This is a genomic window from Pseudomonas sp. B12(2026) (assembly GCF_057767015.1).
This window is the reverse complement of record NZ_CM173430.1, coordinates 4,667,156-4,691,024: the sequence shown is the minus strand read 5'-3', so window position 1 is coordinate 4,691,024 and position 23,869 is coordinate 4,667,156. Positions and strand designations below refer to the sequence as shown.

Here is a 23,869-nt window from a genome sequence, read left to right as displayed (position 1 = left end):
GGCTGCCCTCAGTGGGCGAAGAGCTGGCCGATATCGCGGAACGCCTTGAACTCCAGGGCGTTGCCGCAGGGGTCAAAGAGGAAGAAGGTGCCCTGTTCGCCGACCTTGCCCTGGAAGCGCACGTAGGGCTCGATGACGAACCGCGCACCGTGCTCGCGCAGCCGCTGCGCCAGGCGTTCCCAGTCCTCCCAGGGCAGCACCACGCCGAAGTGCGGCACCGGCACGTCGTGGCCGTCCACCGGGTTGGTGTGCGCCGCCTCCTGGCTGGCGGTGCGCGGGTGCTCGTGGATCACCAGCTGGTGGCCGAAGAAGTCGAAATCCACCCATTGCCCGCTGCTGCGGCCCTCGGCGAGGCCGAAGACCTCGCCGTAGAAGCGCCGGGCGAGGGCCAGGTCGTGGACGGGAATGGCCAGGTGGAAGGGCGAGAGGCTCATCGGTGTGCTCCTGTGCGGTTCAGGCCGGTACGGCCAGCAGGCGGGTGATGGCGGCCTCGGCCTCGCTCATCCGCCCGTGGCGGGCCAGGCGGGTGAAGGCCAGCAGGGCGCGTTCGTGCTCGGCGAGGTCGTCGAGGATGTCGCGGTCGCTGTCGTCGCCCTGCTCGGCGAGGGCGTCGTAGCGCTCGACGAAGGGCTCCAGCAGGTCTTCCAGCTGCTTCAGCGTCTGCGCCCAGTCCAGCCCCAGCCACTCGGCGGCGCGCTGGCGGCCCTGGGCGCCGGCCCGGGCGGTGTCGCCCAGCGGCAGGTTGTGGCGCTGCAGCAGGCGGGCCATGCGCAGGCCGGTCTGGCGCTCCAGCCGGGCCAGCAGGAGCATCGTGGAAGCGGCCTCGGGCAACTGCCCGGCGAGGCCGAGGAAGAAGTTCTCGCCGCGCACTTCACCGAGGTAGGCGGCCTGCAGCTCACTGGCTTGTCGATGCATGCGTCGGTCTCCCTTGCGGACAGCCAGCAGCTTAGACGATGCCGGCGGCGCATCGGCCGCGCATGTCGCGGCTGGGCCGGAAGGGGTCGCTCAGCGCTGCAAGCCGTAGTCCCGCTCGACCCGGCTGACGCGCACCCGGAAGGCGCTGTACCAGTCGCGGCGGCCGGCCTGCTGGGCCGCGCGGTGCTCGGCCTGCCGGCGCCACTGCGCGATGGCCGCCTCGTCGCGCCAGTAGGACACCGTGATGCCCAGGCCGTCGGCGCCGCGCGCGGATTCCACGCCGAGGAAGCCGTCCTGCTGCGCGGCCAGTTCGAGCATGCGCGCGGCGGTGTCCCCGTAGCCCTCGTCGAGGTCGCTGCGGCGGGAGGTGAAGATCACCGCGTAATAGGGCGGCTGGGGCGTGCTGGCGATCATGCGGGGCTCCCGACGGTGGTTGCGGCATGGCGCAAGGCCGCGGCGAGGAACGCCTGGGCCAGCGGTACGCCGATGCCGGCGAGCGCCTTGCGCTCGGGCTGGAACAGGGTGGCGAGGAAGAACGGGTGGTCGCTGGCTTCCAGCGCGCGGATGCTGCCGTCCTCGCCGTGGGCGCTGGCGCGCAGCGAGTCGCCGAACAGCGCGTCCTGGAACTGCGGGTTCACCCCGTAGCGGCAGCGATAGCCTTCGCGGATGCTCGGCAGGCCGTAGATGGCGGCCAGGCGCGAGCCGGGGCGCAGGGCGATGCTCTCGCTGACGTCCAGCAGCGCGCAGGGCAGGGCCTGGACCACCGGGCGCGCGGCGTCCGGGTCGGTCTCGGCGTGGGCCGCATCGTCCCAGCCGAGCACCTCGCGGGCGCGCTCCAGCAGCGCGTGCTGGAAGCCGCCGCAGGTGCCGAGGAACGGCACCCCGTGGGTGCGCGCATGGGTGATGGCGCGCAGCGCGCCGGCGGTATCGCGGTAGGGGCTGCCGGGCGTGCACCAGAAGCCGGAGTAGCCGTGCAGCGGCAGGCCGGCGGCCAGGGCCGGTGTCTCCAGCCAGTCGATGCGCAAGGTGCCGGAGTGCGGCAGCAGCGATTGCTCCAGCGCCAGGGGGATCGCCCAGTGCGCGGTGACGCGGCTGTCGGGATCGCCGATCAAGCCGATTCGCAGAGCTTTTCGCCGTCGCCCCATGCCTGCACCCTCTTTGCGCCAAGGCCCATTGGCGGGCCGATGGGCGCAATTTATAGTTGCGCTTGCGCAAGCTGAATGGGCGGTTGCGCAACCTCGGAGTGCGTCCATGCAATATCGTCTTGAGTACGCCGATCTCGCCCTGGTGCTGGCGCTGGTCCGTGGCGGCAACCTGGCCCGCGCGGCGGAGCTGCTGGATGTCGACGTCTCCACGGTGTTCCGCGCCGTGCGCCGGCTGGAGAAGGGGCTGGGCACCGCGCTGTTCGAAAAGGGCCGTCACGGCTACCTGCCGACCGCCACCGCGCGCCAGCTGGCCGGCCAGGCGGAACTCGCCGAGCAGGCGCTGGAGGCCGCGCGGCTGGGCCTGGAACAGGGGCACGAGGTGCTCAGCGGCACCGTCCGCCTGACCTGCTCGGATACCGTGCTGCAGGGCTTGCTGCTGCCGGCGCTGGCGCGCTTCATGAAGCGCTACCCGGCGCTCAACCTGGAGCTGACCACCTCCAACGCCTTCGCCAACCTGAGCCGCCGCGACGCCGATATCGCCCTGCGCCTGACCAGCGCGCCGCCGGAGCATCTCGTCGGGCGCAAGCTGGGCGACGTGCATTACGTTCTCTGCGCGCACCGCGATTACCTCGCCGAGCAGGGCCCGCGGCCCTGGCAGGAGATGAGCTGGATCGCGCCGGACGACTTCCTGCCCGATCACTCCAGCGTTGCCTGGCGCCGCCAGGTGTTTCCGGCGGTGGTCCCGGCGTACCGCTGCAACAGCATGCTCTCGGTGCTCGACCTGTGCCGCGCGGGACTGGGGCTGGCGGCGCTGCCCGCCTTCCTGCTGCGCCCCGGCGACGGCCTGCAGGTGCTGGAGGACGCGCTGCCGGGCTGCAGCACTAACCTCTGGCTGCTCACACGCCCGGACTGCCGCGCGCTGCGCGCGGTGGTGACGCTGTTCGAGGAACTGGCCGGGAACCTGTCCCTGGGCGCGCCGGCGGAGGCTGGCGGCCAGGGCTAGCCAAGGCGGGCGCCGGGAGCAAAGGCCCCGCGTGACGCGGGGCCCGTGGCGGTCACCAGCGGCGATAGTGCCCCGGCGGGCCGTAGTAGGCCGGTCCGTAATAGCGGGGTGCGTAGTAGCGCGGGCCGTAGTAACGCGGCGCCGGCACCACCACGACCGGGCGGTAGACCGGAACCGGCTGGTAGTACACCGGCGGAGGCGGGTAGTAGGCCGCCGGCGGCGGTGCGTAATACGGCTGCGGAGGCGGTGCGTAGTAGGGCGTGGAGCCGGCGACTATGGCCCCGCCGACCACGGCGCCGACCACCGCCCCGACGACGGCGGCATCGCTGTTGCTGTGGGCCGTTGCCTGTCCGGCGAGGGCCAGGCAACCGCAGAGTACGGCGAACTGGGGAAGACGGCGAAGCATGGTGCACCTCCTGGAACTCCGGCAGGGAGCCCCATATCTATCAGACATCCGCCGGCCCGGAAGCGTAAGCCCATCCGGTGTAAATGTTGTGTAAAAGGTGCCGCGCGGCTCTGCGCCGGGCCTTGCGTGCAGCAGCTTGCAATACTTCCCGGGCCCGTCGCCGGCGCCATGCTGCTAAGGTGGCGCCTTTCACGCCCATCACCAGATCAGGGAGACCTGCCATGCCCTTGAACCGAGTGACCCTGCTGTCGCTTTTCGCCATTACCGCGCTGGCCGGATGCAGCGCCAGGGACGCCGCGCCCGACGCCGCCTCGCAAACGCCGCCGGAACTGTCCGGCAGCTGCAACGCCAAGGCCGTGCAGTCGCTGGTCGGCAGGACCATCGACCCGACCCTGACCGAAGAGGCCCGCCGCGATGCCGGCGCCAACGTGGCGCGCGTGCTGCACCCGCACCAGCCGGTCACCATGGAGTACAACTCCCAGCGCCTGAACATCGATGTCGATGACCGGCAGGTGGTGCGGCAGGTCTCCTGCGGCTGATCCATCGCCCCACGAAAAAGCCGCCCATCGGGCGGCTTTTTCGTTTCGTTCGCGAGCAAGCCCGCTCCCACAGGGGCGCCGTGCTCTTCGTAGGAGCGGAGCTTCTCCGCGATCCGGCCGGCAGGCCGGTATCCATGGCAACGCACCGCTGGCGCGGTGATCGCGGACAAGGTCCGCTCCTACAAAAGCCGTTGCGCCACCGACCACACGCCCGCAGGCAGGCTCGCGAGCTTGCTCGCGAACCGTCCTCCAGACCCATCCCGCCCAATCAGATCGCCGAAAAACGCTCCCCCAGCCCGGAGTCGCGGAAGTGGTCGACGACATGCTCGACGAAGACGCGGGTCTTGGCCGGCAGGAGCTTCTGCGCGGCGTAGTAGATGGCGGTGTTGCCGGCATCGACGTACCACTCCGGCAGCACCCGCACCAGCCTCCCGTCGTCCAGGTACGGCAGCGCGTGCTGCATGCTCACCAGGGTGATGCCCAGCCCCATGAGCGCGGCGCAGCAGGCGGCCTCCGGGTCGCTCATGGTCATGCGTTCCCGCAGCGCGATGGGCGCCTGGGCCTGCTGGCGGTTGGTCAGCGGCCAGGGGCGCACCCGGCCGGTCTGCGGCGAGCGGATGCGGATGCCGTCGTGGCCGGGCAGGTCGCTCGGGTAGCGGACCGGCGGATGGGCGGCGAGATAGGCCGGCGAGGCCAGCAGCACCATGTGCGCCGGCGACAGCTTGCGCGCCACGACCCCGGGCGGCAGCTCGAAGCCGCCGCCGATGGCCGCGTCGAAGCCTTCGGCGATCAGGTCCACCTGGCGGTTGTCGAAGTGCCAGTCCGGGCGGATCGCCGGGTAGCGGCCGAGGAAGTCCGGCAGCAGCGGCAGGATGTAGTCGCGGCCGAACACCAGGCCCATGCTCACCTTCAGCATGCCGCTGGGCTGGCCGTCGGCGCTGGCCAGGTTGGCGATGGCGCTCTGCAGGCTCGCCAGGCCGCCGCTGGCCTCGACCAGGAAGCGCTCGCCGGCTTCGGTGAGGGTCAGGCTGCGGGTGCTGCGCTGGAACAGCCGCACGCCCAGGTTGGTTTCCAGCCGCGCGACGCTCTTGCTCACCGCCGCCGGCGTCAGGGCCATGCGCCGCGCGGCGGCGGCAAAGCTGCCGGCCTCGGCGCTGCGGACGAAGCATTCGATACTGATCAGGCTTTCCATGATGGGATTCCGGACATTCTGTATCGACTGAATATAGCGATTACCGGCTACTGCGGAAGTGCCCGGAGGTGGAGACTGGTCCCGTCGAATATCTCCCACCCCGTCAACGGAGTCCCACATGAGCACTACCCAATCCCTCGCCGGCAAGGTCGCCTTCGTCCAGGGCGGTTCCCGCGGCATCGGCGCCGCCATCGTGCAGCGCCTGGCCAACGAAGGCGCCGCCGTGGCCTTCACCTACGTCAGCTCGGCGCAGAAGGCCGAAGACCTCGCCGCCAGCATCGAAGCCGCCGGCGGCCGCGCCCTGGCGATCAAGGCCGACAGCGCCGACGCCGCCTCGGTGACGGCGGCCATCGACAGCGCCGCCAAGCGTTTCGGCCGCATCGACATTCTGGTGAACAACGCCGGCGTGCTGGCCATCGCCCCGCTGGACGAGTTCAGCCTGGAAGACTTCGACCGCACCCTGGCGGTGAACGTGCGCAGCGTGTTCGTCGCCAGCCAGGCCGCCGCGCGGCACATGGGCGAGGGCGGCCGGATCATCAGCATCGGCAGCACCAACGCCGAACGCATGCCGTTCGATGGCGGCGGCGTCTACGCCATGAGCAAGGCAGCGGTCGCGGGCCTGACCCGTGGCCTGGCCCGCGACCTCGGCCCGCGCGGCATCACCGTCAACAACGTGCAGCCCGGCCCGGTGGACACCGACATGAACCCGGAGCAGGGCGAGTTCGCCGCAACCCTGAAGAGCATGATGGCGCTGGACCGCTACGGCCGCGCGGAAGAGATCGCCGCGTTCGTCGCCTACCTGGCGGGCCCGGAGGCCGGTTACATCACCGGCGCCAGCCTGCTGATCGACGGCGGTTTCGCGGCCTGATCGGCTGCGCCTCGGCGCACAGGCGTTGAACACCGGCCCGGGGCGCAAGCTGCCGGGCCGGTTTCATCTGGCGCTCAGCCGCGGTCGCGGCTCTGGATATTCCAGTGCCCCGCCGTGGCGGCGAGTTTCTCCGAGAGCAGCTCCACCTGCTCGTAGAGGCGCAGCGTCAGCCAGTAGAAGCCCTGCTTCTCGAAGGAATCGGTGAGGTTCTGCGGGCGCTCGGGCAGGCTCTCCAGGCCCTGGCAGGCCTGCACCAGCTTGCTGGTGCGGCTGAACTTCAGCGCGTGGGCCGATTGCAGCAGCAGGCGGCCGATCAGTTGCCGGTGGATGTCCAGGCTCGACGGCACCGGCTCGATCTCGCCGGCCCGGGCGGCGAACTGGCGCGAGGCGATCAGCGACTCCAGGGTGCCCATGATCGCGCGGTGGATGCGCTGGATGATCTCCAGTTCGCGCAGCGGCATCCCGGTTTCCCGCGCCACCGGCCCGAGGTGGGCGCGCGCGGCCACCAGGCGGTGGTCCAGGTCCTCCAGCTGGCGGGCGAAGTGTTCGGCGCTGAAGTCGTGGCTCGACGACAGCTGGCCGTACATCCGCGCGCAGGCCCGCAGGTTGTCCGACAGCAGGTAGCGCCAGACGTAGACCGCCCGCAGCGGATAGATCTGCGAGAACAGCAGGGCGACGGCGACCCCGATCAGCACGTTGGCCGAGCGCCACAGCCCTTCGGTGAAGCCGGTTTCCCCCGGCCCGACGACGATGCACAGGGTGATCCCGGCGAGCAGCGCGACGTAGCCGGCGCGGCGGATGGCGAAGAACGCCGAGGCGGCGCCGAGCACCGACAGCAGCAGGTATTCCAGGAGCTGGGAGCGGGTCTGGTCGTAGATCGCGATCACCCCCAGGCCCACTGCCGCGCCGACCAGGGTGCCGACGGTGCGTTCGTAGGACTTGCCGCGAATGGTGCCCTGGTGCACCAGCCCGCCCATCACCACCAGCACCGTCACCGAGGCCCAGAGGCCGTGGGGCAGCTTCAGGACGCTGGTCAGCAGCATCGAGGCGAGCAGCGCCAGGCCGACCCGGACGCAGTGGATCCAGGCGGCGTAGCGGTAGCGGGTGTAGGGGTTGGCCAGGCGGCGGAAGGGCAGGGTGAGGATCGACGGGTGCTTCGCCAAGGGAAGCGGCTCCTGTGCGGACGGTGGCGATGCAGCAAGGTTAGCCGGTTGCGCCGCGGGTAGGCCAATCCCCGCGTCACTGGCGGCGGGTAGCCCGCGTCGTCCGGGGCTTTGCACCACATACAGGCAACGGCGAATTAACGCGGAATTGACGTTCTCCGTGGTCCACTGCGGCGACTTCCAAGCGCTGTGTTCCAGGGGACCACCATGCCTGCCCGCCCGTTGAGTCCCGCTGCTTCTGCCGTGCCGCGCCGGCGTCATCTGCGCAGCGTCCTGCTGGTCCTCGCCGTCCTGCTGCTGGTGGCGGGCAGCCTGGCGGGCTTCATGGTGCTGGTGCCGCCGCCGCCCTATACCCCGCTGTCCGGCCAGCCGGCCTCGCAGGTCACCCTGATGGCGCTGGGCGACCAGGGCAGCGGCGACCTCCAGCAATGGCGCGTGGCGCGCGGCATGGAACAGGTCCCCGAGCGCGAGGGCGGGCTGAACATGGTCCTTCTGCTGGGCGACAACTTCTACGGCAAGCCGCTGAAGGGGATCGACGATCCCGCCTGGCAGCTGAAGTTCGAGCGCGTCTATCACGGCGACTGGCTGGGCCGCGTGCCGTTCTACGCGGTGCTGGGCAACCACGATTACCCGACGTCCGCCGCCGTCGAGCTGGACTACGGGCGCCGGCATGCAGGCTCCGGCCGCTGGCAGATGTCCGAGCCCTTCTACGTGCGCGATTTCGGCGAAGCCGAGGGGCGTCCGCTGCTGCGCGTGGTGTTCCTCGATACCTCCCAGGGCAGCGCCGGCCGCCAGCGCCAGGTGGACTTCCTGCAGGAGGCCTTCGCCAAGGGCGGCCCCGCGCCGATGTGGAAGATGGTGGTGGCGCACCACGCGATCCGCAGCACCGGTGGCAAGCATGGCGATGATCCGCAGCTGATGGCGCAGTTGCTGCCGGCCATGCAGCGCAGCGGGGTGGACATCTACCTGTCGGGCCACGAGCACAACCAGCAGGTCATCGTGCGTCCCGGCGAGCCGGCCTGGGTGGTTTCCGGCGGCGGCGGACAGACCCTCGATCCGTTCAGGCCCGGCGCGCAGGGCGCGGACTCGCCGTTCGCCGCCGAGCGTCACGGCTTCGCCCGGCTGGCCTTCAGCGCGGAGCGGTTGCAGATGGCCTACTACGACGAGGACGGGCGCGCCGAGCAGCATTTCCGCTGGGAGCGGGCCTGCCCGTGGATGGCGCAGGGCTGCCTGCGCCGGGACGACGCGCCGCCGCTGGCGACAAACTGATCCCCCCGGTTCCGCGAGCGTCTCAACGCGCCGGCGCGACCTCGGCGAGCTGCGCGCACAGGCCGCGCAGCTGCTCGCACAGGCTGCGCCCCGCGCTGCCCAGCTCGGGGCGGGCGTAGAGCGCGAGCTCCAGCCCGTCGATCGGCGCGAAGCCCTGCGCGGCGTCGAGCAGGCGATGCCCGGCGTGACGGCTGCGCAACGGCAGCAGGCTGACGCCCAGCCCCGCCGCCACCGCCGCCGACAGGCTGGCCAGGCTGCCGCTGCTGTAGCTGATGCGCCAGCGCCGCCCACTGGCTTCCAGGGCGTGGATCATCTCCTGGCGGTACAGCGCGCCGAGCGGGAACACCACCAGCGGCAGCGGATCGCGGGCGGCGGCGGGGCTGTCGGCGCTGTCCAGCCAGGCCAGCGGCTCCGGCCAGTGCGCCAGGCAGTCGCTGTCGGCGCCCCATTGCTTGACCAGCGCCAGGTCCAGCTCGCCGCCGCGATACTGGCGCAGCAGTTCCTGGCTGAGGCCGCTGGAGACTTCCAGGCGCAGGCGCGGACGCTGCGCGCTGAAGGCCGCCAGCAGCGGCATCATGCGCTCGCCGGCGAAGTCCTCGGGCATCCCCAGGCGCAGCACGCCTTCGCTGTGCTCGCCGCTCAGCGCCTCGCGGGCCTCGCCGCCGAGCTGGAGGATGCGCCGGGCGTAGCCGAGCAGCCGCTCGCCCTCTTCGGTGGGCAGCACCTGGCGCTGGCTGCGGTCCAGCAGGCGGCAGCCGAGGGTCTGCTCCAGCCGCAGGATCTGCTGGCTGACGGTGGACTGGGTGAGGTGCAGCATGTCGGCGGCGCGGGTGAAGTTGCCGGCGTCCACCACCATCACGAAGCTGCGCAGCAGGTTGGGGTCGAGCATTCTCGTTCTCACTGGAAGACATGTTTCTATTTAATTTCAGCATGGAAAGCGCCTTCGTCATACTGCCGGCGTTCCTTGCGAGGCTGCCGCCGCGTCGGCGCGCCGGCCTCCCGATCCATCGACGAGACGCGCCATGCAACCCGAAGACTTCATGCGCGAGGCCCTGCAACTGGCCCGCGACAATATCCAGGCCGGCGGCCGCCCGTTCGGCGCCGTGCTGGTCAGGGACGGCCGGGTGATCGCCCGCGCCGCCAATTCCATCCACCTGGACCACGACCCGACCGCCCACGCCGAGCTGCTGACCCTGCGCCGCGCCTGCGCCGCGCTCGGCACCCCGCGCCTGGGTGGCTGCGTGATCTACGCCAGCGGCCACCCCTGCCCGATGTGCCTGGCGGCCATGCACCTGTGCGGCATCGAGGCGGCGTACTTCGCCTATTCGAACGACGAGGGCGAGCCGTTCGGCCTGTCCACGGCCGGGGTCTACCGGCAGATGGCCCTGCCGCCACGGCAGCAGGCGCTGCCGCTGCGGCCCTTGCGGCCGGCCGGCGAGGAGGGGCTCTACGCGCGCTGGCAGGCGCGCGGCGAATGAGCCGGAGCATCGCCGTAGCGGCGGACGAAGAGGCCCGCGCCAGCTGGATCGGCCTGCTGGTGATCGTCGCGCTGGGCATCAACCTGCGGCCGATCCTCACCTCCATCGGCCCCTTGCTCAGCGACATCCGCGATGCCACCGGCCTGGGCTTCCAGGCGGCGTCGATGCTCACCGTGCTGCCGGTGCTGTGCATGGGGCTGTTCGCCCTGGCCCTGCCCTGGGTCGGCCCGCGCCTGGGGGAACGCCGCGGCGTGGTCGCCGGCCTGCTGGCCATCGGCGCCGCCTGCCTGTGGCGCCTGCTGCTGGACGGCGGCATGGCGCTGATCGCCAGCGCGGTGCTGGCCGGCACCGGGGTGGCGATCATCCAGGCGCTGGTGCCGGGGGTGATCAAGCGCTGGTTCCCGCACCGGGTGCCGTCGGCCATGGGCCTGTATTCGGCGTCGCTGATGGCCGGCGGCGGCAGCGCGGCGGTGCTGGCGCCGGTGCTGTCGGAGCATTTCGCGCGCTGGCAGGTCGGGCTCGGCGCCTGGCTGCTGCCGGCGCTGCTCGGGCTGCTGCTGTGGGCGCTGGCGCGGCCGCGCGAGACGCCGCCGGCCACGTCGCCGCGGCAGACCGTGCAGCATTATTTCGGCAGCCGCCGGGCCTGGCTGCTGGCGCTGTATTTCGGGGTGATCAACGGCGGCTACACCAGCATGGTCGCCTGGCTGCCGGTGTATTACCGCCAGCTCGGCTGGAGCGCCCAGGCCAGCGGCGGGCTGATCGGCCTGATGACCGTCTTCCAGGTGATCGCCGCGCTGAGCATCCCGCTGCTCAGCCGCGGTTCGGCGGACCGTCGCGGCTGGCTGGGCCTGTGCCTGCTGATCCAGCTCGCCGGCTTCGCCGGGCTGATCCAGGCGCCGCTGCAGCTGTCCGGCGTCTGGGTGGCGCTGATCGGCTACGGCCTGGGTTCCTGCTTCGCCCTGAGCCTGACGCTGACCCTCGACCACCTGCCCGATCCGGGCGCGGCGGGGCGGCTGGCGGCCTTCGTGCAGGGCATCGGCTTCATCGTCACCGGGATCATTCCCTACCTGACCGGCTGGCTGCGCGACAGCACCGGCAGCTTCCAGGCGTCCTGGGTGCTGCTGGCGGTGTCGGTGGTGGCGATGCTGGGGGTGACGCTGCGCTTTTCACCCGGGGGCTATGCGCGGGCGATGGCCAGGTAGGCGATCGGGGCGTCCGGGGGGCGGACGTGTTGCCCTGCGCAGGGCGGAAGCGGCCCGCTCAGACCTCTTCCTTCAGTTCCTTCAGGTGCTTGTACACCGTCGCCCGGCCCATGTTCAGCACGTTGGCCACGTAGTTCGCCGCGCTCTTGCCCTTGAACGCGCCCTCGGCGTGCAGCGCCAGGACCAGTTCGCGCTTGTGGTCGCGGGTCAGGGTGGAAAGGCTCAGCTGGCGCTGGCGCAGCCAGGCGTGGAGGAAGGTGTTGATGCGCTCCTGCCAGTCGTCGCGGAACAGCGCGTCCGGCTGCGGGATGAGCTTGTTCGAGGAGAGGAACAGGTCCAGCGCCGCCTTGGCGGTCTCGAACAGGGTGATGTTGAGGTTGATGCACAGCACCGCCAGCGGCTCGCCCTGCGCGTCGCGCAGCACGGTGCTGATCGAGCGGATCTTCTGCCCGTCCCAGTTGAGCTTCTCGTAGGGGCCGATGTTGCGCTCGTCGGTGCTGCCTTCGAGCATGTCTTCCAGGGCCGAGTCGTCGCCGATCTCGCGCTTGGAGATGTTGTTGGCCAGGTAGGCCACGCGCTGGTCGCGCAGGTCGTGGATGACCACCTCGGCGTGGGGGAAGAACAGGGTGGCGATGGCGTCGGCGATCGCCTTGTAGTTGTCCAGCGGGTCTGCGGCGGTCATGGGCAAGGCTCTTGGGCGGTGGGGCCGGGCGGGCGCTGGCGAGTGTGCCGCAAGCGCCCGCGGGCTGTCACGGTCGGCGGCTCACTTGGCCAGCAGGCGCGCCGGCGAGAGCATCCCGGCGCTCAGGCCGTGGCGGGCCAGGTGTTCGGGCAGCGCCTGGTGGCGGATCAGCGCGGCGCTGGCCTCGCCCATCGCCGCCGAGGTCTGGATGCCGTAGCCGCCCTGGCCGGCCACCCAGTACAGGCCGGGCGTGGCCGGGTCGTAGCCGGACACCAGGTCGCCGTCGGCGAAGAACGAGCGCAGGCCCGCCCAGGTGTGGCTCGGGCGGCGGATGCTCAGCGTGGTGTGCTCCTCGATCTGGTAGATGCCCAGGGCGATGTCCAGCTCCTCGGGCTGCACGTCGTGGGGCTCCACCGGGTCGGCGTTGGCCGGCGAGCCGAGCAGCATGCCGGCGTCGGGCTTGAAGTAGAAGGATTCGTCCAGGCTCACCAGCACCGGCCAGGCGTGGCTGTCGACGCCTTCCGGCGGGCTGAACAGGAAGGCCGCGCGGCGCTTGGGCTGCAGGCCCAGCGGGGCGGCGCCGGCCAGTTCGGCGATCTTGTCGGACCAGCCGCCGGCGGCGTTGACCAGGGTTGGCGCGCGGTAGGTCTGCTGCGCGCAGCGCACTTCCCAGGCGTCGTCGATGCGGCGGATTTCCAGCGCTTCGCTGTCCAGCTGGAGGCTGCCGCCGTTGCGCCGGATGCCGCGCAGGTAGCCTTGCAGCAGGCCGTCGGTGTCGATGTCGGCGGCGCTGGGGTCGAGCATTGCGCCGTGGACCTTCTCGCGGCGCAGCACCGGGACCAGCGCGCAGGCTTCGTCGGCGCTGAGCAGGCGCATCTCCGGCACGCTGGCGCGGGCGCTTTCGAACTGGCGCCGGAGTTCTTCCGGGTTGCCGTCGAAGTCCACGGTCATCTCGCCGCGCGGGGTGAGGATCGGGTGTTCGGCGAAGCCCTCGGGCGGGTTGTCGAAGAAGGCGCGGCTGGCGGCGGTCAGTGCGCGCACCTGCGGCGTGCCGTAGGCCACGGTGTAGAGCGCCGCCGAGCGGCCGGTGGAGTGGTAGCCGGCGTGGGATTCGCGCTCCAGCACGGCGACCTTGCCGTGGCGGGAGAGGAAGTAGCCGGTGGAGGCGCCGGCGATGCCGCCGCCGATGATGAGGTAATCGACTTCGATCATGTTCGTCTCCGGCTCAGGCGTTCTTCATTTGCAGATGGTAGAGCGCATTGGCCAGGGCGACGTCTTCCAGGCCCAGGCCGATGGAGCGGAAGAAGGCGTGGCGCTGGTAGTCCGGCTTGGCCGCGCGGCCGCTGACCAGCTCGGGCAGGTCGCCGCGGATGCTGCCGTCCCAGCCGTGCTCGTCGCGGGCCAGGCGCATTTCGCCGGCGGAGGCGGGGGTGGTGGCGCGGTAGTCGCAGTACACGTCCATCCGCGCCAGCGACTGCGGCGGCACTTCGTGGGCGCGGGCGACGTTGGTGCTGATGGAGGTGATCAGCGCCGGCTTGCCGAGGATCGCCGGGTCCAGCACCGGGGTGCCGGAGGAGGTGCACAGCAGGATCACGTCGGCATCGGCCACGGCGGACTCGACGCTGGTGGCCGGTTCGGCGCGCGGGTCGATGGCGCCGAAGCGGGCCAGCACCCCGGCGTTCAGGTTCGGCGAGTAGACGCGGATGCCCTGCCAGTCGCGCAGGCCGGCGACGTAGCGCAGGTGCGCGCGGGCCACCGGGCCGCTGCCGATGATCGCCAGGCGCTTGGCATCCGGGCGGGCCAGCTCCTGCACCGCCAGCGCGGTGGTGGCGGCGGTGCGCGCGGTGGTCAGGCTGCCGGCGTCGCACAGCAGAAGCGGCTGGCCGCTCTCCATGGACATCAGCAGGCTCCAGGCGGTGACCAGCGACCTGGGCTGGCGGACGATGTAGGGCGAGGTCTTCACCCCGTAGACCTTCTGCGAGGCCAGCACGCCCAGGTAGTTGATGAAATCGCCGCCGCCGTTGGGGAATTCCACCAGCTGCTGCGCGGGTTGCACGGCGTTGCCGGCGGCCAGTTCGGCGAACATGTCGCGCATCGCCTGGAGTACGTCGACCCGTTCGAGCAGGCGTTCGGCCTCGGCCTGGTTGAGCGTGAGGGGCGGGGTGGCGGACATGGCGGGACTCCGGATATGGATTTATTTTTCCATTCTGGACTCTATTGTCTTTATCGGCAAGGACGTGCGGTCGGCTGGCACGACGGCTTTTCGTTTGTCCGCGATCACCGCGGCAGCGGTGCATTGTGATGGGCACGCCGGCCTGCCGGCCGGATCGCGGAGAAGCTCCGCTCCTACGCGAGCGCAGCGGTCCTGCGTGGGTGGGTGGTCGGCTGGCGCAACGGCTTTTCGTAGGAGCGGACCTTGTCCGCGATCACCGCGACAGCGGTGCATTGTGATGGGTATGCTGGCCTGCCGGCCGGATCGCGGAGAAGCTCCGCTCCTACGAGAGCGCGGCGGTCCTGCGTGGGTGGGTGGCTGGGCGGCGCAACGGTTTTTCGTAGGAGCGGACCTTGTCCGCGATCACCGCGACAGCGGTGCATTGTGATGGGCATGCCGGCCTGCCGGCCGGATCGCGGAGAAGCTCCGCTCCTACGCGAGCGCGGCGGTCCTGCATGAGGGCACGGTCGGGCCGCCCCTGTAGGAGCGAGCTTGCTCGCGAACCGCACGGCACCGGAGCCTCCGGCGGAATGCGTTCGCGAGCGAGCTCGCTCCTACGAAAAGCTACAGCTTGAACTGCGCCACCAGCTCTTCCTGGCTGCCCGCCACGCGGCGCAGGTGCTCGCCGCAATCGCGGGTGTGCGCGGCGGTCTTGCGGTTTTCCACGGTCATGTCGCTCAGGCGGTGCATGTGCTGGTTCACTTCCTGGGTGGTGGCCGCCTGTTGCTCGGCCGCCGCGGCGATCTGGAAGGCCATGGCGTGCACGCCCTGCAGGGAATCGTCGAGGGCGCCGAGGGCTTCCAGCACCGCCTGGGTGTCCTGTTCCAGGGTGTGCGCCTGTTCGCTGGCCCCGCTCATGCTCGCCTGGGCCTGCACGGAGGATTCGCCGAGGCTGCCGACGATGGCGACGATCTCGTCCGTGGCGGTGCGGGTGCGCTGGGCCAGGCTGCGTACTTCGTCGGCGACCACGGCGAAGCCACGGCCCGCTTCGCCGGCGCGGGCGGCCTCGATGGCGGCGTTGAGGGCGAGCAGGTTGGTCTGTTCGGCGATCGAGCGGATGACGTCCAGCACGGTGCCGATCTGCTGGCTCTCGCCGGCCAGCGTCTGCACCACGCCGTCGGCCTGGCGCAGGCCGCCGAGCAGTTGGTCCTGGCGGCCGATCATGTGCTGCAGCGTGCCCTGCATGGCGACGAAGGCTTCGCGCGCGGCGGCGCTGCCGTCGGCGCTGCGGCTGGCGCTGCCGGCGATCTCCTGCACGGTGGCGGCCATCTGGTCGACGGCGCTGACCACCATTTCCAGCGCTTCCTGCTGTTGGTCGAGGTGGCTGCTGGTGCGCCCGGCGGCGTCGAGGATGTCGCCGCTGGCATCGCCCACCGCCTCGCTGGCCTGGCGCAGGCGCTCGACCACCTGGCGCCAGGCCGTGGTCATTTCGCGCAGCGCCTGCATCAGCCCGCTGCTGGCATCGGCGTCGTCGCCCAGGCGCAGCTCGCCGCTGGCCAAGCGCTGCGCCAGCGCCGCCATGCTCGCCGGCTCGCCGCCCAGCGGGCGCATCACGCTGCGGCTGACCAGCCAGGTGCCGGCGGCGACGCCCAGCAGGGTCAGCACGCCCAGCACGAGGATCTGCCACATCAGCTTGCGCACCGGGGCGAACGCCTGGTCCTGGTCCATTTCCGCCACCAGCGCCCACTGCAGGTTGTCCAGGTTCAGCGGGACGAAGGATTTCAGCGCCGTCTGGCCGCTCAGGCCGGTTTCGCTGAGGCGCCCCTGTTCGCCGGCCAGGGCTTTCGCGCTGGCCTGGCCGGGCAGGGCGGCGGGGCTTTCGCTGCCGCGGCGGACGTGGTGGTCGGTAAAGCGCACCGAGTCCGAGCGCAGGCCGCCGTCGCCGCCCACCAGGTAGGTTTCCCCGGCTTCGCCCAGGCCCTGGCGGCTCTGCATCACCTCGTTGATCGCGGTCAGCGGCAGTTCCAGCACCAGCAGCAATTGCAGCTTGCCGCCGTCCTGGATCGGCGCGGCCAGCCATTGCACGGGCTGCTGGTCGTCCAGCGCGGGTTCCAGGTCGCTGATGGTGGCCTTGCCGCTGTCCAGGGCGGAGCGGACGAAGCGCCCGAAGGCGGTGTCGCGCCAGTTCGGGGCGCCGATGTTCTGCTGGTACTCGGCGCCGCGGCCGAGCGTGAAGACCACGCTGCCGTCGCCGGCCACCAGGCGCAGTTCGCGGTAGCCGAAGGTCTTGGTGAAGTTCTCGAAGACCGGCCGGTCGTAGTTGGCGGTGGTCACCAGGGACTGGCTGTCGAGGCCCGCATAGTTGCTGCCGAGACTGTTGGCGAGGTTGCTGAGCTGGTCGTGCCGGGCCTTCCAGGCGTCCATCAATTGCCGCTGCTTGATGTTGGCGACCGCCTCCAGGGCATTCAGGCTCTGATCTTCGAGGGCCCGGCTGGCCTGGAGGTAGACCACGATGGCCATCACCAGCACGGGGATCAGGCCGATCGAAAGGAAACTGAGGGCGAGTTTGATGCGCAAGGGCATGGGCGGATTCCGGCGACGTTTACTTGGAATTGTTCTCACGTGTCATGCAAGAAGCGTGCGAATTATTTTACGCCTGTAAATAAATCTGATCGGAAAAGGCAGGCGAAATGACGCCTCCGCCGAAGGGTGGCGTATTGCCATTGTTTGCGCGGGGGCTGCGCGAGGTCGTCCCGGCGGGTCCGGCGGGACAAACGGGGCGGGACGATGCGTCGTCGGCAAGGGGCGGTGTCACCGGGCGTAACACCGGCGGAAACGAAAAAGGCGAAGCCGGGTGGCTTCGCCTTATTCTGGAGCAGAGAGCTGCTACCGCGGGGGGATCAGTGCTTGCGCGGCACCGGCTTGAGCAGCTCGGTCGGCGGCATTTCGCAGTTGATCTTGCGGCCCAGCAGTTCCTCGATCGGCGGCAGGGCGAAGGCGTCGTCCTCGCCGGCGAAGCTGATCGAGGTGCCGGTGCTGCCGGCGCGGCCGGTACGGCCGATGCGGTGCACGTAGTCGTCCGGGTCTTCGGGCAGGGTGAAGTTGATCACGTGGCTGATGCCGTCGACGTGGATGCCGCGGCCGGCGACGTCGGTGGCGACCAGCACGCGGATCTTGCCTTCGCGGAAGCCTTCCAGGACCTTGATGCGCTTGTGCTGCGGCACGTCGCCGGACATCTGGGCGGCGCTGATGCCGTCCTTGGTCAGGCGTTCCTCGATGCGGCGCACCTCGTCCTTGCGGTTGGCGAAGACCATCACGCGGGTCCAGTCGTTCTGCGCGATCAGGTTGTACAGCAGCTTGTACTTGTCGCTGCCGGCGACGGCGTAGACGTGCTGCTCGACGGTGTCGCTGGCGACGTTCTCCGGCTCGATCTCGACGATGGCCGGGTCGACGGTCCACTGCTTGGCCAGGTTCATCACGTCGTCGGTGAAGGTGGCGGAGAACAGCAGGGTCTGGCGCTCGCCCTTGTACGGGGTCTGGCGGATGATCTGGCGGACCTGCGGGATGAAGCCCATGTCGAGCATGCGGTCGGCTTCGTCGAGCACCATCACCTCGACCATGTCCAGGTGCACCTCGCCGCGCTGGTTGAAGTCCAGCAGGCGGCCGGGGGTGGCCACCAGGATGTCGCAGAAGCGCGATTCCAGGGTCTTGAGCTGCTTGTCGAAGTCCATGCCGCCGACGAAGCTCATGACGTTCAGGCCGGTGTACTTGGCCAGGCCGACGGCGTCCTTGGCGATCTGCACCACCAGCTCGCGGGTCGGTGCGATGATCAGCGCGCGCGGCTCGCCCATGTAGCGCTCTTTCGGCGGCGGGGTCTGCAGCAGCTGGGTGATGATCGAGATGAGGAACGCGGCGGTCTTGCCGGTGCCGGTCTGGGCGCGGCCGATGGCGTCCTGGCCCCTGAGGGTGAAGCCCAGCACCTGCGCCTGGATCGGCGTGCAGTAGGGGAAGCCCAGGTCATGGATGGCGTGCATCAGGCGCGGATCGAGCTTGAAGTCGTGGAAGCGGGTCTTGCCTTCGGCGGGTTCCACCACGAAGTCTTCCAGCTTCCAGTTGTCCACCACCGGCGCCTTGGGCTTGCGCTCGCGGCGCGGCTTGTCGGCCCGGGGTTCGCGCGGCTTGTCGGCGCGCTCGGTATTTTCGCCGCGTTCGGCTTTGTCGGCGCGCTCGGCGCGCGGCTTGTCGGCCTTCGGCGCGCGGGCCGGCTTCTCGGCGGACTCGCCCTGGGGGCGCGGATTGCGCGGCTTGCGCGGGCGTTTCTCATCGCTCTGGGCGGGCTGGGAGGCAGCGGGAGCGGGGGCTGCCGGCGTGGCGACGGGCAGTTCGCCCTCGCCCTTGCTGAAGATTTTCTTGAGTGCTTTGAGCACGGTGGTCTCGTACTGGTTAAGGAATGAACGGCCGCCAGTGTAATGCAAGATGCCCGCAGGGCGAAGTGCCACAGGATTTCCCGGCTCTGGCGGGCCTCGGGGCAGCGCTCGCGGCGTCAGCCCACCAGGCGGTTGCGGCCCTCCTGCTTGGCCCGGTAGAGCGCGCTGTCGGCCCGCAGGATCAGGCTCGGCAGGTTTTCCTGGTAGTCCATCTGGGCCAGGCCGAGGGAGACGGTGACGCCCGGCAGCACGCCCACCGGCGAATAGAAGGAGCTGATCTGCTCCAGGCTCTGGCGCAGCCGGTTGCCGATGCGCCGGGCTTCGTCCAGGCCGATTTCCGGCAGCAGGATGACGAACTCCTCGCCGCCGTAGCGCGCCATGCTGTCCTTGGGCCGCAGCTGGCTGCGTAGGGTGTGGGCGACCAGGCAGAGGGCGTAGTCGCCGGCCAGGTGGCCGTGCTCGTCGTTGTAGTCCTTGAAGTGGTCGACATCGAGCATGAGCAGGCACAGCGGATGCGCGTTGAAGGCGCAGCGGGTGCTTTCGCGGTCGTAGATGTGCTCCAGCCAGCGCCGGTTGAACAGCCCGGTCAGGGTGTCGATGTTGGCGTTCTGTTCGGTGTCGAGAATGATCCGGTTGCCCTGGCGCACCTTTTCGCAGAGCACGCCGAGGAGGTTCTGCATCACCTGCGGGGAGTGCTGGAAGAGGTTGAGCAGCGACTCGCGGTGCAGGCGCAGCACGGTGGTCGGTTCGCTGGCGACCACGTAGGCGGACGGCGGGTCGTTGTCGATGAAGCTGATCTCGCCGGCGCAGTCGCCCGGGTGCAGGCTGGTCACCGGCTGGTTGTCGAGCGAGCCGAGGTACACCTTCAGTTGGCCGTGCAGGACCATATAAAGGAAGTGGTTGCGGTTGAACGGCGAAAGGAGGATCTCACCGGCTTCCAGCTCGCAGGCGCGGAAATCCTTCAGCAGCTGTTGCAGGCTGGCCGCGGCCACGTTCTGGAACAGGCGAAGGTGCTGCAATTGCTGGATGTCTTCCTTCCACTGCGCGGGCTTCATGGCGTGACGGAAGCGGGAGCTGGACTGGTGATGTGCACGACTGACTCTCCATGTAGTCCAATTCGCACATTGAGCCATCAGTATTAGTCAGATTTGGATACTGGCAATCTGGCTCCATGCCGGGCCGACCGGCGGTCGACCCGGCGGCTCATCAGTCCTCCAGCCACTCGATGTGGATCGCGTAGCCGCCCAGCCGCTCGGCCAGCGCCGTCCTCGCGTGCACATCGAGGTGGCCTGCGCGCAGGCGCGCCTTCTGCCCGTGGCGGTCGTCGGCCAGCACCTCGATGGCCGGGCGCGGCTGGAGGTGACGGACTTCCTCCTCCAGCACGCGGCGGATGGCGTCCAGGCGCAGCGCGGGCTTGAAGGTCTTGCCCACGGCGGTGACCGGGATGGCGTCCAGCAGCCAGACGTCCTTGGGCACCGCCGCCCGCTCCGGCACGTGCTGCGCGGCGTGCTCCAGCAGTTCCGCCTCGCTGGCCTGCACGCCCGGCTTGAGCTGGATGTACACCACCGGCAGCTCGCCGGCCTTGAGGTCCGGCTTGCCCACGGCGGCGGCCAGGGCCACGGCGGGGTGGCGGTGCAGGGCTTCCTCGATCATCTGCGGATCGATGTTGTGGCCGCCGCGGATGATCAGGTCCTTGCTGCGCCCGGTGAGCCAGATGTAGCCGTCGGCGTCGATGCGGCCCAGGTCGCCGGTGTTGAACCAGTCGCCGTCGACCCAGATGCCCTGGTTCTTGCCGGCCTGCAGGTAGCCCTTGAACACGGTGGGGCCGCGCAGGCAGAGGTTGCCGATCTCGTCGACCGCGGCGTCGCGCAGGTAGCGGCCTTCGCCGTCGAGGATCGCCGACTTCACCTGGCAGTAGGGCAGGCGCAGGCCGATGGAGCCGGGCCGGCGCTCGCCGCCGCGCGGGTTGCAGCTGGTGCCGCAGGTGCCCTCGGTCATGCCGTAGCCTTCGATGATCTTCAGCCCGGTCCGGGCCTCGAACTGGCGGATCAGCTCCACCGGCATCGGCGCCGCGCCGCACAGGGCGAAGCGCAGGCTGGAGAGGTCGCGGCCCTCGCTGGGCACCTGCAGCAGGGCTGCATAGATGGTCGGCACGCCGCTGAAGCTGGTCACCCGGTAGCGCTCCACCAGCTTCCAGAAGTCCTGGATCAGCGTCGGGTTGCGATAGCCCTGGGGGCCGGCCAGTAGCACCTGGGCGCCGCGCATGAAGGGGGCGAGGCCGGTGACCATCACGCCGTTGACATGGAACAGCGGCAGGCCGCAGAGCAGCACGTCGGCGCCGTCGTAGTCGGCGTTCAGGCCCATGATCTCGGCCATCGCCACTTCGTTGAAATGGCTGTGCGGCGCCAGTTTCGGCGTGCCGGTGGTGCCGCCGGTGTGGAAGTAGGAGGCGACTTCGTCCGGACCGATCACCCGGCCGCTTTCCAGGTGGTCGGCCGGGCACTGGGCGATCAGCTCGTCGAAGTCCAGCACGCCGGCCGGCAGCGCGCCGCGCTGGGCCTTGAGCGCCGCGCGCTGCGGCTCGGGCAGCAGGTTGGCGAGATCGACGGTGACGATGGCGGCCAGCTCCGGCAGCTCGTCGCGCAGGGCGGCGACCTTGTCCCACAGGTCTGTGCCGGGGAAGGGCGCCAGGGTCACCAGCACGCGGGAGTCGGCGGCGCGCACCAGTTCGGCGATGTGCGCGGGGTCGAGCAGCGGGTTGATCGCGTTGACGATCCCCGCCGCTTCGCCGCCCCAGATCACGTAATGGGTCTGCGGCAGGTTCGGCAGCAGGAACGACACCGCGCTGCCCGGCCGCACGCCGAGGCGGTGGAAGGCGTTCGCCGCCTGGGTGACGCGGGCGAACAGCTCGGCGTAGCTGATGCGCAGCGGCTCCTCGGCGGCCGAGCCCTGCAGCAGGAAGCTCAGGGCGGTTTCCGGGCCGAAGCGCTGCGCCGAGCGGCGCAGCAGTTCATAGGTGCTCGGCGGCAGGTCGCGATCCTGCAGCGGGACCTGTTCCAGGGCTTCGATGTCGCGCAGGCGGGTGATCGGGGCGTTCATCTTTCTTCTTGTTCTCCGCGGATGAGGGGATCAGAGGCGTTCCCGCAGCCACGCGCCGATGTCGCCGATCTCCTCGTTGCTCACCTCGTGGCTCATCGGGTAGGTGCGCCACTGTGCGGGCACGCCGTTGGCCAGCAGGAAATCGTACGCGGCGCGGCCCATGTCGGGCGCTACCACGTCGTCGAAAGTGCCATGCAGGCAGAGCGCCGACAGTTGTCTTTTTGTAGCCGGCAGGCTTATGCCTTCGCTGAATGTCGGGCCATAGGTGGACAGCGCCATGACCCCGCCCAGCTCGCCGTCCCAGCGCAGGTAGCCGGTGTGCAGCACCACGGCGCCGCCCTGGGAGAAGCCGGCGAGGATGATGCGCCGGGCGTCGATGCCCTGCTCGATCTGCCCGCGGATCAGCGCGATCACGGCGTCGGCCGAGGCGTCCAGCTGCGCTTCGTCGATGGCGCGGGCCGGCGCCATGGCGAGGATGTCGTACCAGCTCGGCGCGGGCATGCCGTTGAACACCGTGACCGGGCGGGTCGGCGCCTGCGGGAGGATGAAGCGCGTGCCGGCGAAGCTGCGCTGCAGCATCCGTGCTACCGGCTCGAAGTCGTAACGGTCGGCCCCCAGGCCGTGCAACCAAATGACGCAGGAGTCGGCCGGGCGGGAGGGTTCGAGGATCAGGGGCTGGGTCATGGAGGCTCCAGGGTGGGGCGGGCGCTCTGGGATGGGGCGTCGCGCGCGAATGCGGTGGGGTGCGCCATGCAAGAAGATGTCGCATGGCCATAACTTGTAGGACTTGACGTCTCTGGATTGTAGGAAGATTCGCGGAGCTGGTACGGGCCTTGCTACCTCAGGCTCCAGGCTGCGCCACCCCGCTTGCGGTAACACTTTACCGACCCCATCCGGAAAGCTGTACCGCAAGCGGGGTGGCGAATGCCTCGGGCTGCTCCAGGGCCCGTCGACGTCCGCCGCGGTCAACGGTGGGTGCGACGGGCCTTCGCCTTCACGCGCAATGATCTGCTTTCACCCGTTCCTGCCCGCATCACCCGCGGGCTCGGGGAAGGTCTGCAACGCCTCGGTGCGGTTTCCGAGAGCGGACTAGACTCACCCTTAGGTCTCCATCCCGTCAGTGGTCCTGCTTGTGCCTCACGAGGGTACGGCGGTGGAGCCGGGACTCCAGAACACTAAAAAAGCAACGGAGAAGATCGATGAAGATGGTGAAATCCACCCTGGCTGTGCTGACCACCGCCGCCGTGTTCGGTATCAGCGGCCTCGCCCATGCGGGCGCCACCCTCGATGCAGTAAAGAAGAAAGGCTACGTGCAGTGCGGTATCAGTGACGGTCTTCCGGGCTTCTCCTATGCCGACGCGAAGGGGCAGTACAAGGGCATCGACGTGGATGTCTGCCGCGCCCTGGCCGCCGCCGTGTTCGGCGACGCGAGCAAGGTCAAGTTCAGCCCGCTGACCGCCAAGGAGCGCTTCACCGCGCTGCAGTCCGGCGAGATCGACATCCTCTCGCGCAACACCACCTGGACCAGTTCGCGCGACAGCGCCATGGGCCTGAATTTCGTCGGCGTGACCTACTACGACGGCCAGGGCTTCCTGGTCAACAAGAAGCTCGGCGTGTCCAGCGCCAAGGAGCTCGACGGCGCCACCGTGTGCATCCAGGCCGGCACCACCACCGAGCTGAACCTGTCCGACTACTTCCGCTCCAACAACCTCAAGTACACCCCCATCACCTACGACACCTCCGACGAGAGCGCCAAGTCGCTGGAGTCCGGTCGTTGCGACGTGCTGACCTCCGACCAGTCGCAGCTCTACGCCCAGCGCATCAAGCTGGCCAAGCCGGACGACTACGTGGTGCTGCCGGAAGTCATCTCCAAGGAGCCGCTGGGCCCGGCGGTGCGCCAGGGCGACGAGGAATGGTTCGACATGGCGCGCTGGACGCTCTTCGCCATGGTCAACGCCGAGGAGCTGGGCGTGAACTCGAAGAACGTCGAGGAAACCGCGAAGAGCACCAAGAACCCCGACATCGCGCGCCTGCTCGGCGCCGAGGGCGACTACGGCAAGGACCTGAAACTGCCCAAGGACTGGGTGGTGCAGATCGTCAAGCAAGTGGGTAACTACGGCGAGATCTTCGATCGCAACATCGGTGAAAGCAGCGACCTGAAGATCAAGCGTGGCCTCAACGCCCAGTGGAACAAGGGTGGTCTGCAGTACGCACCGCCGGTGCGCTGACCCGACCCGCGCCGGCGCCCGGAGTCTGGGCGCCGGCCTGTTTCGAACGACGTGAAGCCTTCCGGGCGGTCGCGGGCGTGGTCCCGTGGCGGCCCGGCGGG

General features: G+C 69.8%; 23 protein-coding genes. 7 read left to right on the top strand and 16 right to left on the bottom strand.

What is annotated here, in order from left to right; all coding sequences use genetic code 11:
• Nucleotides 1-8 precede the first annotated feature (8 nt).
• From AC3B6A_RS21875 to AC3B6A_RS21860, 4 genes are all read right to left on the bottom strand, one after another.
• Nucleotides 9-434, bottom strand: a complete 426-nt coding sequence (locus AC3B6A_RS21875; RefSeq protein WP_488399201.1) for a VOC family protein — start codon at nucleotides 432-434, stop codon at nucleotides 9-11.
• 19 nt (nucleotides 435-453) lie between these two features.
• The gene (locus AC3B6A_RS21870) at nucleotides 454-915 is read right to left on the bottom strand and encodes a hypothetical protein (RefSeq protein ID WP_488399200.1); all 462 of its coding nucleotides are present in this window, start codon (nucleotides 913-915) and stop codon (nucleotides 454-456) included.
• Between the two features lie 90 nt (nucleotides 916-1,005).
• A complete protein-coding gene (locus AC3B6A_RS21865; protein WP_488399199.1) occupies nucleotides 1,006-1,329 on the bottom strand; it encodes an antibiotic biosynthesis monooxygenase family protein in 324 nt (107 codons plus the stop codon).
• A complete protein-coding gene (locus tag AC3B6A_RS21860; RefSeq protein ID WP_488399198.1) occupies nucleotides 1,326-2,060 on the bottom strand; it encodes a CTP synthase C-terminal region-related (seleno)protein in 735 nt (244 codons plus the stop codon). The genes AC3B6A_RS21865 and AC3B6A_RS21860 overlap by 4 nt, the downstream gene beginning before the upstream one ends.
• Before the next feature lie 106 nt (nucleotides 2,061-2,166).
• Between AC3B6A_RS21860 and AC3B6A_RS21855 the strand changes: the two genes are divergently transcribed.
• On the top strand, nucleotides 2,167-3,063 hold the full coding sequence (locus AC3B6A_RS21855; RefSeq protein WP_488399197.1) for a LysR family transcriptional regulator: 897 nt from the start codon (nucleotides 2,167-2,169) through the stop codon (nucleotides 3,061-3,063).
• 52 nt (nucleotides 3,064-3,115) lie between these two features.
• On the opposite strand, the gene AC3B6A_RS21850 is transcribed toward AC3B6A_RS21855, so the two are convergent.
• Nucleotides 3,116-3,469: a hypothetical protein gene (locus AC3B6A_RS21850; RefSeq protein ID WP_488399196.1), complete on the bottom strand. Its 354-nt coding sequence runs from the start codon at nucleotides 3,467-3,469 to the stop codon at nucleotides 3,116-3,118.
• A gap of 221 nt (nucleotides 3,470-3,690) precedes the next feature.
• Here AC3B6A_RS21850 and AC3B6A_RS21845 point away from each other — a divergent pair, with 221 nt between their 5' ends.
• Nucleotides 3,691-4,008: an I78 family peptidase inhibitor gene (locus tag AC3B6A_RS21845; RefSeq protein WP_488399195.1), complete on the top strand. Its 318-nt coding sequence runs from the start codon at nucleotides 3,691-3,693 to the stop codon at nucleotides 4,006-4,008.
• A gap of 268 nt (nucleotides 4,009-4,276) precedes the next feature.
• Here the strand turns inward: AC3B6A_RS21845 and AC3B6A_RS21840 are convergent, their stop codons facing one another.
• Nucleotides 4,277-5,200, bottom strand: a complete 924-nt coding sequence (locus tag AC3B6A_RS21840) for a LysR family transcriptional regulator (RefSeq protein ID WP_488399194.1) — start codon at nucleotides 5,198-5,200, stop codon at nucleotides 4,277-4,279.
• Nucleotides 5,201-5,318: 118 nt separating this feature from the next.
• On the opposite strand from AC3B6A_RS21840, the gene AC3B6A_RS21835 reads away from it, so the two are divergent.
• Nucleotides 5,319-6,068 carry a 3-oxoacyl-ACP reductase family protein gene (locus tag AC3B6A_RS21835; RefSeq protein ID WP_488399193.1) on the top strand — a complete coding sequence of 250 codons (750 nt, stop codon included), beginning with the start codon at nucleotides 5,319-5,321 and terminating at the stop codon, nucleotides 6,066-6,068.
• Between the two features lie 74 nt (nucleotides 6,069-6,142).
• On the opposite strand, the gene AC3B6A_RS21830 is transcribed toward AC3B6A_RS21835, so the two are convergent.
• The gene (locus tag AC3B6A_RS21830; protein ID WP_488399192.1) at nucleotides 6,143-7,231 is read right to left on the bottom strand and encodes an FUSC family protein; all 1,089 of its coding nucleotides are present in this window, start codon (nucleotides 7,229-7,231) and stop codon (nucleotides 6,143-6,145) included.
• A gap of 207 nt (nucleotides 7,232-7,438) precedes the next feature.
• On the opposite strand from AC3B6A_RS21830, the gene AC3B6A_RS21825 reads away from it, so the two are divergent.
• The gene (locus AC3B6A_RS21825) at nucleotides 7,439-8,500 is read left to right on the top strand and encodes a metallophosphoesterase (protein ID WP_488399191.1); all 1,062 of its coding nucleotides are present in this window, start codon (nucleotides 7,439-7,441) and stop codon (nucleotides 8,498-8,500) included.
• 22 nt (nucleotides 8,501-8,522) lie between these two features.
• Here AC3B6A_RS21825 and AC3B6A_RS21820 read toward each other — a convergent pair whose 3' ends face one another.
• Nucleotides 8,523-9,389 carry a LysR family transcriptional regulator gene (locus AC3B6A_RS21820; RefSeq protein WP_488399190.1) on the bottom strand — a complete coding sequence of 289 codons (867 nt, stop codon included), beginning with the start codon at nucleotides 9,387-9,389 and terminating at the stop codon, nucleotides 8,523-8,525.
• A 133-nt stretch (nucleotides 9,390-9,522) separates the two neighbouring features.
• Between AC3B6A_RS21820 and AC3B6A_RS21815 the strand changes: the two genes are divergently transcribed.
• On the top strand, nucleotides 9,523-9,978 hold the full coding sequence (locus AC3B6A_RS21815; RefSeq protein ID WP_488399189.1) for a nucleoside deaminase: 456 nt from the start codon (nucleotides 9,523-9,525) through the stop codon (nucleotides 9,976-9,978).
• A complete protein-coding gene (locus AC3B6A_RS21810) occupies nucleotides 9,975-11,180 on the top strand; it encodes a CynX/NimT family MFS transporter (protein ID WP_488399188.1) in 1,206 nt (401 codons plus the stop codon). The genes AC3B6A_RS21815 and AC3B6A_RS21810 overlap by 4 nt, the downstream gene beginning before the upstream one ends.
• Nucleotides 11,181-11,238: 58 nt before the next feature.
• Here the strand turns inward: AC3B6A_RS21810 and AC3B6A_RS21805 are convergent, their stop codons facing one another.
• The 8 genes from AC3B6A_RS21805 to AC3B6A_RS21770 form a co-directional block, all read right to left on the bottom strand.
• Nucleotides 11,239-11,862, bottom strand: a complete 624-nt coding sequence (locus AC3B6A_RS21805; protein ID WP_488399187.1) for a helix-turn-helix transcriptional regulator — start codon at nucleotides 11,860-11,862, stop codon at nucleotides 11,239-11,241.
• An 81-nt stretch (nucleotides 11,863-11,943) separates the two neighbouring features.
• Nucleotides 11,944-13,074 carry an NAD(P)/FAD-dependent oxidoreductase gene (locus AC3B6A_RS21800; RefSeq protein ID WP_488399186.1) on the bottom strand — a complete coding sequence of 377 codons (1,131 nt, stop codon included), beginning with the start codon at nucleotides 13,072-13,074 and terminating at the stop codon, nucleotides 11,944-11,946.
• A 13-nt stretch (nucleotides 13,075-13,087) separates the two neighbouring features.
• Complete coding sequence (locus tag AC3B6A_RS21795) at nucleotides 13,088-14,035, bottom strand: ornithine cyclodeaminase family protein (protein WP_488399185.1); 948 nt, start codon at nucleotides 14,033-14,035, stop codon at nucleotides 13,088-13,090.
• A gap of 603 nt (nucleotides 14,036-14,638) precedes the next feature.
• Nucleotides 14,639-16,597 carry a methyl-accepting chemotaxis protein gene (locus AC3B6A_RS21790; protein ID WP_488399184.1) on the bottom strand — a complete coding sequence of 653 codons (1,959 nt, stop codon included), beginning with the start codon at nucleotides 16,595-16,597 and terminating at the stop codon, nucleotides 14,639-14,641.
• 317 nt (nucleotides 16,598-16,914) lie between these two features.
• Entirely contained in the window at nucleotides 16,915-18,441 is a 1,527-nt protein-coding gene (rhlB, locus tag AC3B6A_RS21785; RefSeq protein ID WP_488399183.1) for an ATP-dependent RNA helicase RhlB, read from the bottom strand.
• A gap of 116 nt (nucleotides 18,442-18,557) precedes the next feature.
• Nucleotides 18,558-19,496 (bottom strand): GGDEF domain-containing protein, encoded by a 939-nt coding sequence (locus AC3B6A_RS21780; RefSeq protein WP_488399182.1) that lies wholly within the window; start codon nucleotides 19,494-19,496, stop codon nucleotides 18,558-18,560.
• 151 nt (nucleotides 19,497-19,647) lie between these two features.
• A complete protein-coding gene (locus AC3B6A_RS21775; protein ID WP_488399181.1) occupies nucleotides 19,648-21,540 on the bottom strand; it encodes an acyl-CoA synthetase in 1,893 nt (630 codons plus the stop codon).
• 30 nt (nucleotides 21,541-21,570) lie between these two features.
• The gene (locus AC3B6A_RS21770; protein WP_488399180.1) at nucleotides 21,571-22,224 is read right to left on the bottom strand and encodes an alpha/beta hydrolase; all 654 of its coding nucleotides are present in this window, start codon (nucleotides 22,222-22,224) and stop codon (nucleotides 21,571-21,573) included.
• Between the two features lie 515 nt (nucleotides 22,225-22,739).
• On the opposite strand from AC3B6A_RS21770, the gene AC3B6A_RS21765 reads away from it, so the two are divergent.
• Nucleotides 22,740-23,768, top strand: a complete 1,029-nt coding sequence (locus tag AC3B6A_RS21765; protein WP_488399178.1) for an amino acid ABC transporter substrate-binding protein — start codon at nucleotides 22,740-22,742, stop codon at nucleotides 23,766-23,768.
• The last annotated feature ends 101 nt before the right edge of the window (nucleotides 23,769-23,869 follow it).

What these genes read in the sequence shown, in the direction of transcription:
- AC3B6A_RS21875 (WP_488399201.1), bottom strand. Translation starts at nt 434, where the DNA reads ATGAGCCTCTCGCCCTTCCACCTGGCCATTCCCGTCCACGACCTGGCC.
- AC3B6A_RS21870 (WP_488399200.1), bottom strand. Translation starts at nt 915, where the DNA reads ATGCATCGACAAGCCAGTGAGCTGCAGGCCGCCTACCTCGGTGAAGTG.
- AC3B6A_RS21865 (WP_488399199.1), bottom strand. Translation starts at nt 1,329, where the DNA reads ATGATCGCCAGCACGCCCCAGCCGCCCTATTACGCGGTGATCTTCACC.
- AC3B6A_RS21860 (WP_488399198.1), bottom strand. Translation starts at nt 2,060, where the DNA reads ATGGGGCGACGGCGAAAAGCTCTGCGAATCGGCTTGATCGGCGATCCC.
- AC3B6A_RS21855 (WP_488399197.1), top strand. Translation starts at nt 2,167, where the DNA reads ATGCAATATCGTCTTGAGTACGCCGATCTCGCCCTGGTGCTGGCGCTG.
- AC3B6A_RS21850 (WP_488399196.1), bottom strand. Translation starts at nt 3,469, where the DNA reads ATGCTTCGCCGTCTTCCCCAGTTCGCCGTACTCTGCGGTTGCCTGGCC.
- AC3B6A_RS21845 (WP_488399195.1), top strand. Translation starts at nt 3,691, where the DNA reads ATGCCCTTGAACCGAGTGACCCTGCTGTCGCTTTTCGCCATTACCGCG.
- AC3B6A_RS21840 (WP_488399194.1), bottom strand. Translation starts at nt 5,200, where the DNA reads ATGGAAAGCCTGATCAGTATCGAATGCTTCGTCCGCAGCGCCGAGGCC.
- AC3B6A_RS21835 (WP_488399193.1), top strand. Translation starts at nt 5,319, where the DNA reads ATGAGCACTACCCAATCCCTCGCCGGCAAGGTCGCCTTCGTCCAGGGC.
- AC3B6A_RS21825 (WP_488399191.1), top strand. Translation starts at nt 7,439, where the DNA reads ATGCCTGCCCGCCCGTTGAGTCCCGCTGCTTCTGCCGTGCCGCGCCGG.
- AC3B6A_RS21820 (WP_488399190.1), bottom strand. Translation starts at nt 9,389, where the DNA reads ATGCTCGACCCCAACCTGCTGCGCAGCTTCGTGATGGTGGTGGACGCC.
- AC3B6A_RS21815 (WP_488399189.1), top strand. Translation starts at nt 9,523, where the DNA reads ATGCAACCCGAAGACTTCATGCGCGAGGCCCTGCAACTGGCCCGCGAC.
- AC3B6A_RS21810 (WP_488399188.1), top strand. Translation starts at nt 9,975, where the DNA reads ATGAGCCGGAGCATCGCCGTAGCGGCGGACGAAGAGGCCCGCGCCAGC.
- AC3B6A_RS21805 (WP_488399187.1), bottom strand. Translation starts at nt 11,862, where the DNA reads ATGACCGCCGCAGACCCGCTGGACAACTACAAGGCGATCGCCGACGCC.
- AC3B6A_RS21800 (WP_488399186.1), bottom strand. Translation starts at nt 13,074, where the DNA reads ATGATCGAAGTCGATTACCTCATCATCGGCGGCGGCATCGCCGGCGCC.
- AC3B6A_RS21795 (WP_488399185.1), bottom strand. Translation starts at nt 14,035, where the DNA reads ATGTCCGCCACCCCGCCCCTCACGCTCAACCAGGCCGAGGCCGAACGC.
- AC3B6A_RS21790 (WP_488399184.1), bottom strand. Translation starts at nt 16,597, where the DNA reads ATGCCCTTGCGCATCAAACTCGCCCTCAGTTTCCTTTCGATCGGCCTG.
- AC3B6A_RS21780 (WP_488399182.1), bottom strand. Translation starts at nt 19,496, where the DNA reads ATGAAGCCCGCGCAGTGGAAGGAAGACATCCAGCAATTGCAGCACCTT.
- AC3B6A_RS21775 (WP_488399181.1), bottom strand. Translation starts at nt 21,540, where the DNA reads ATGAACGCCCCGATCACCCGCCTGCGCGACATCGAAGCCCTGGAACAG.
- AC3B6A_RS21770 (WP_488399180.1), bottom strand. Translation starts at nt 22,224, where the DNA reads ATGACCCAGCCCCTGATCCTCGAACCCTCCCGCCCGGCCGACTCCTGC.
- AC3B6A_RS21765 (WP_488399178.1), top strand. Translation starts at nt 22,740, where the DNA reads ATGAAGATGGTGAAATCCACCCTGGCTGTGCTGACCACCGCCGCCGTG.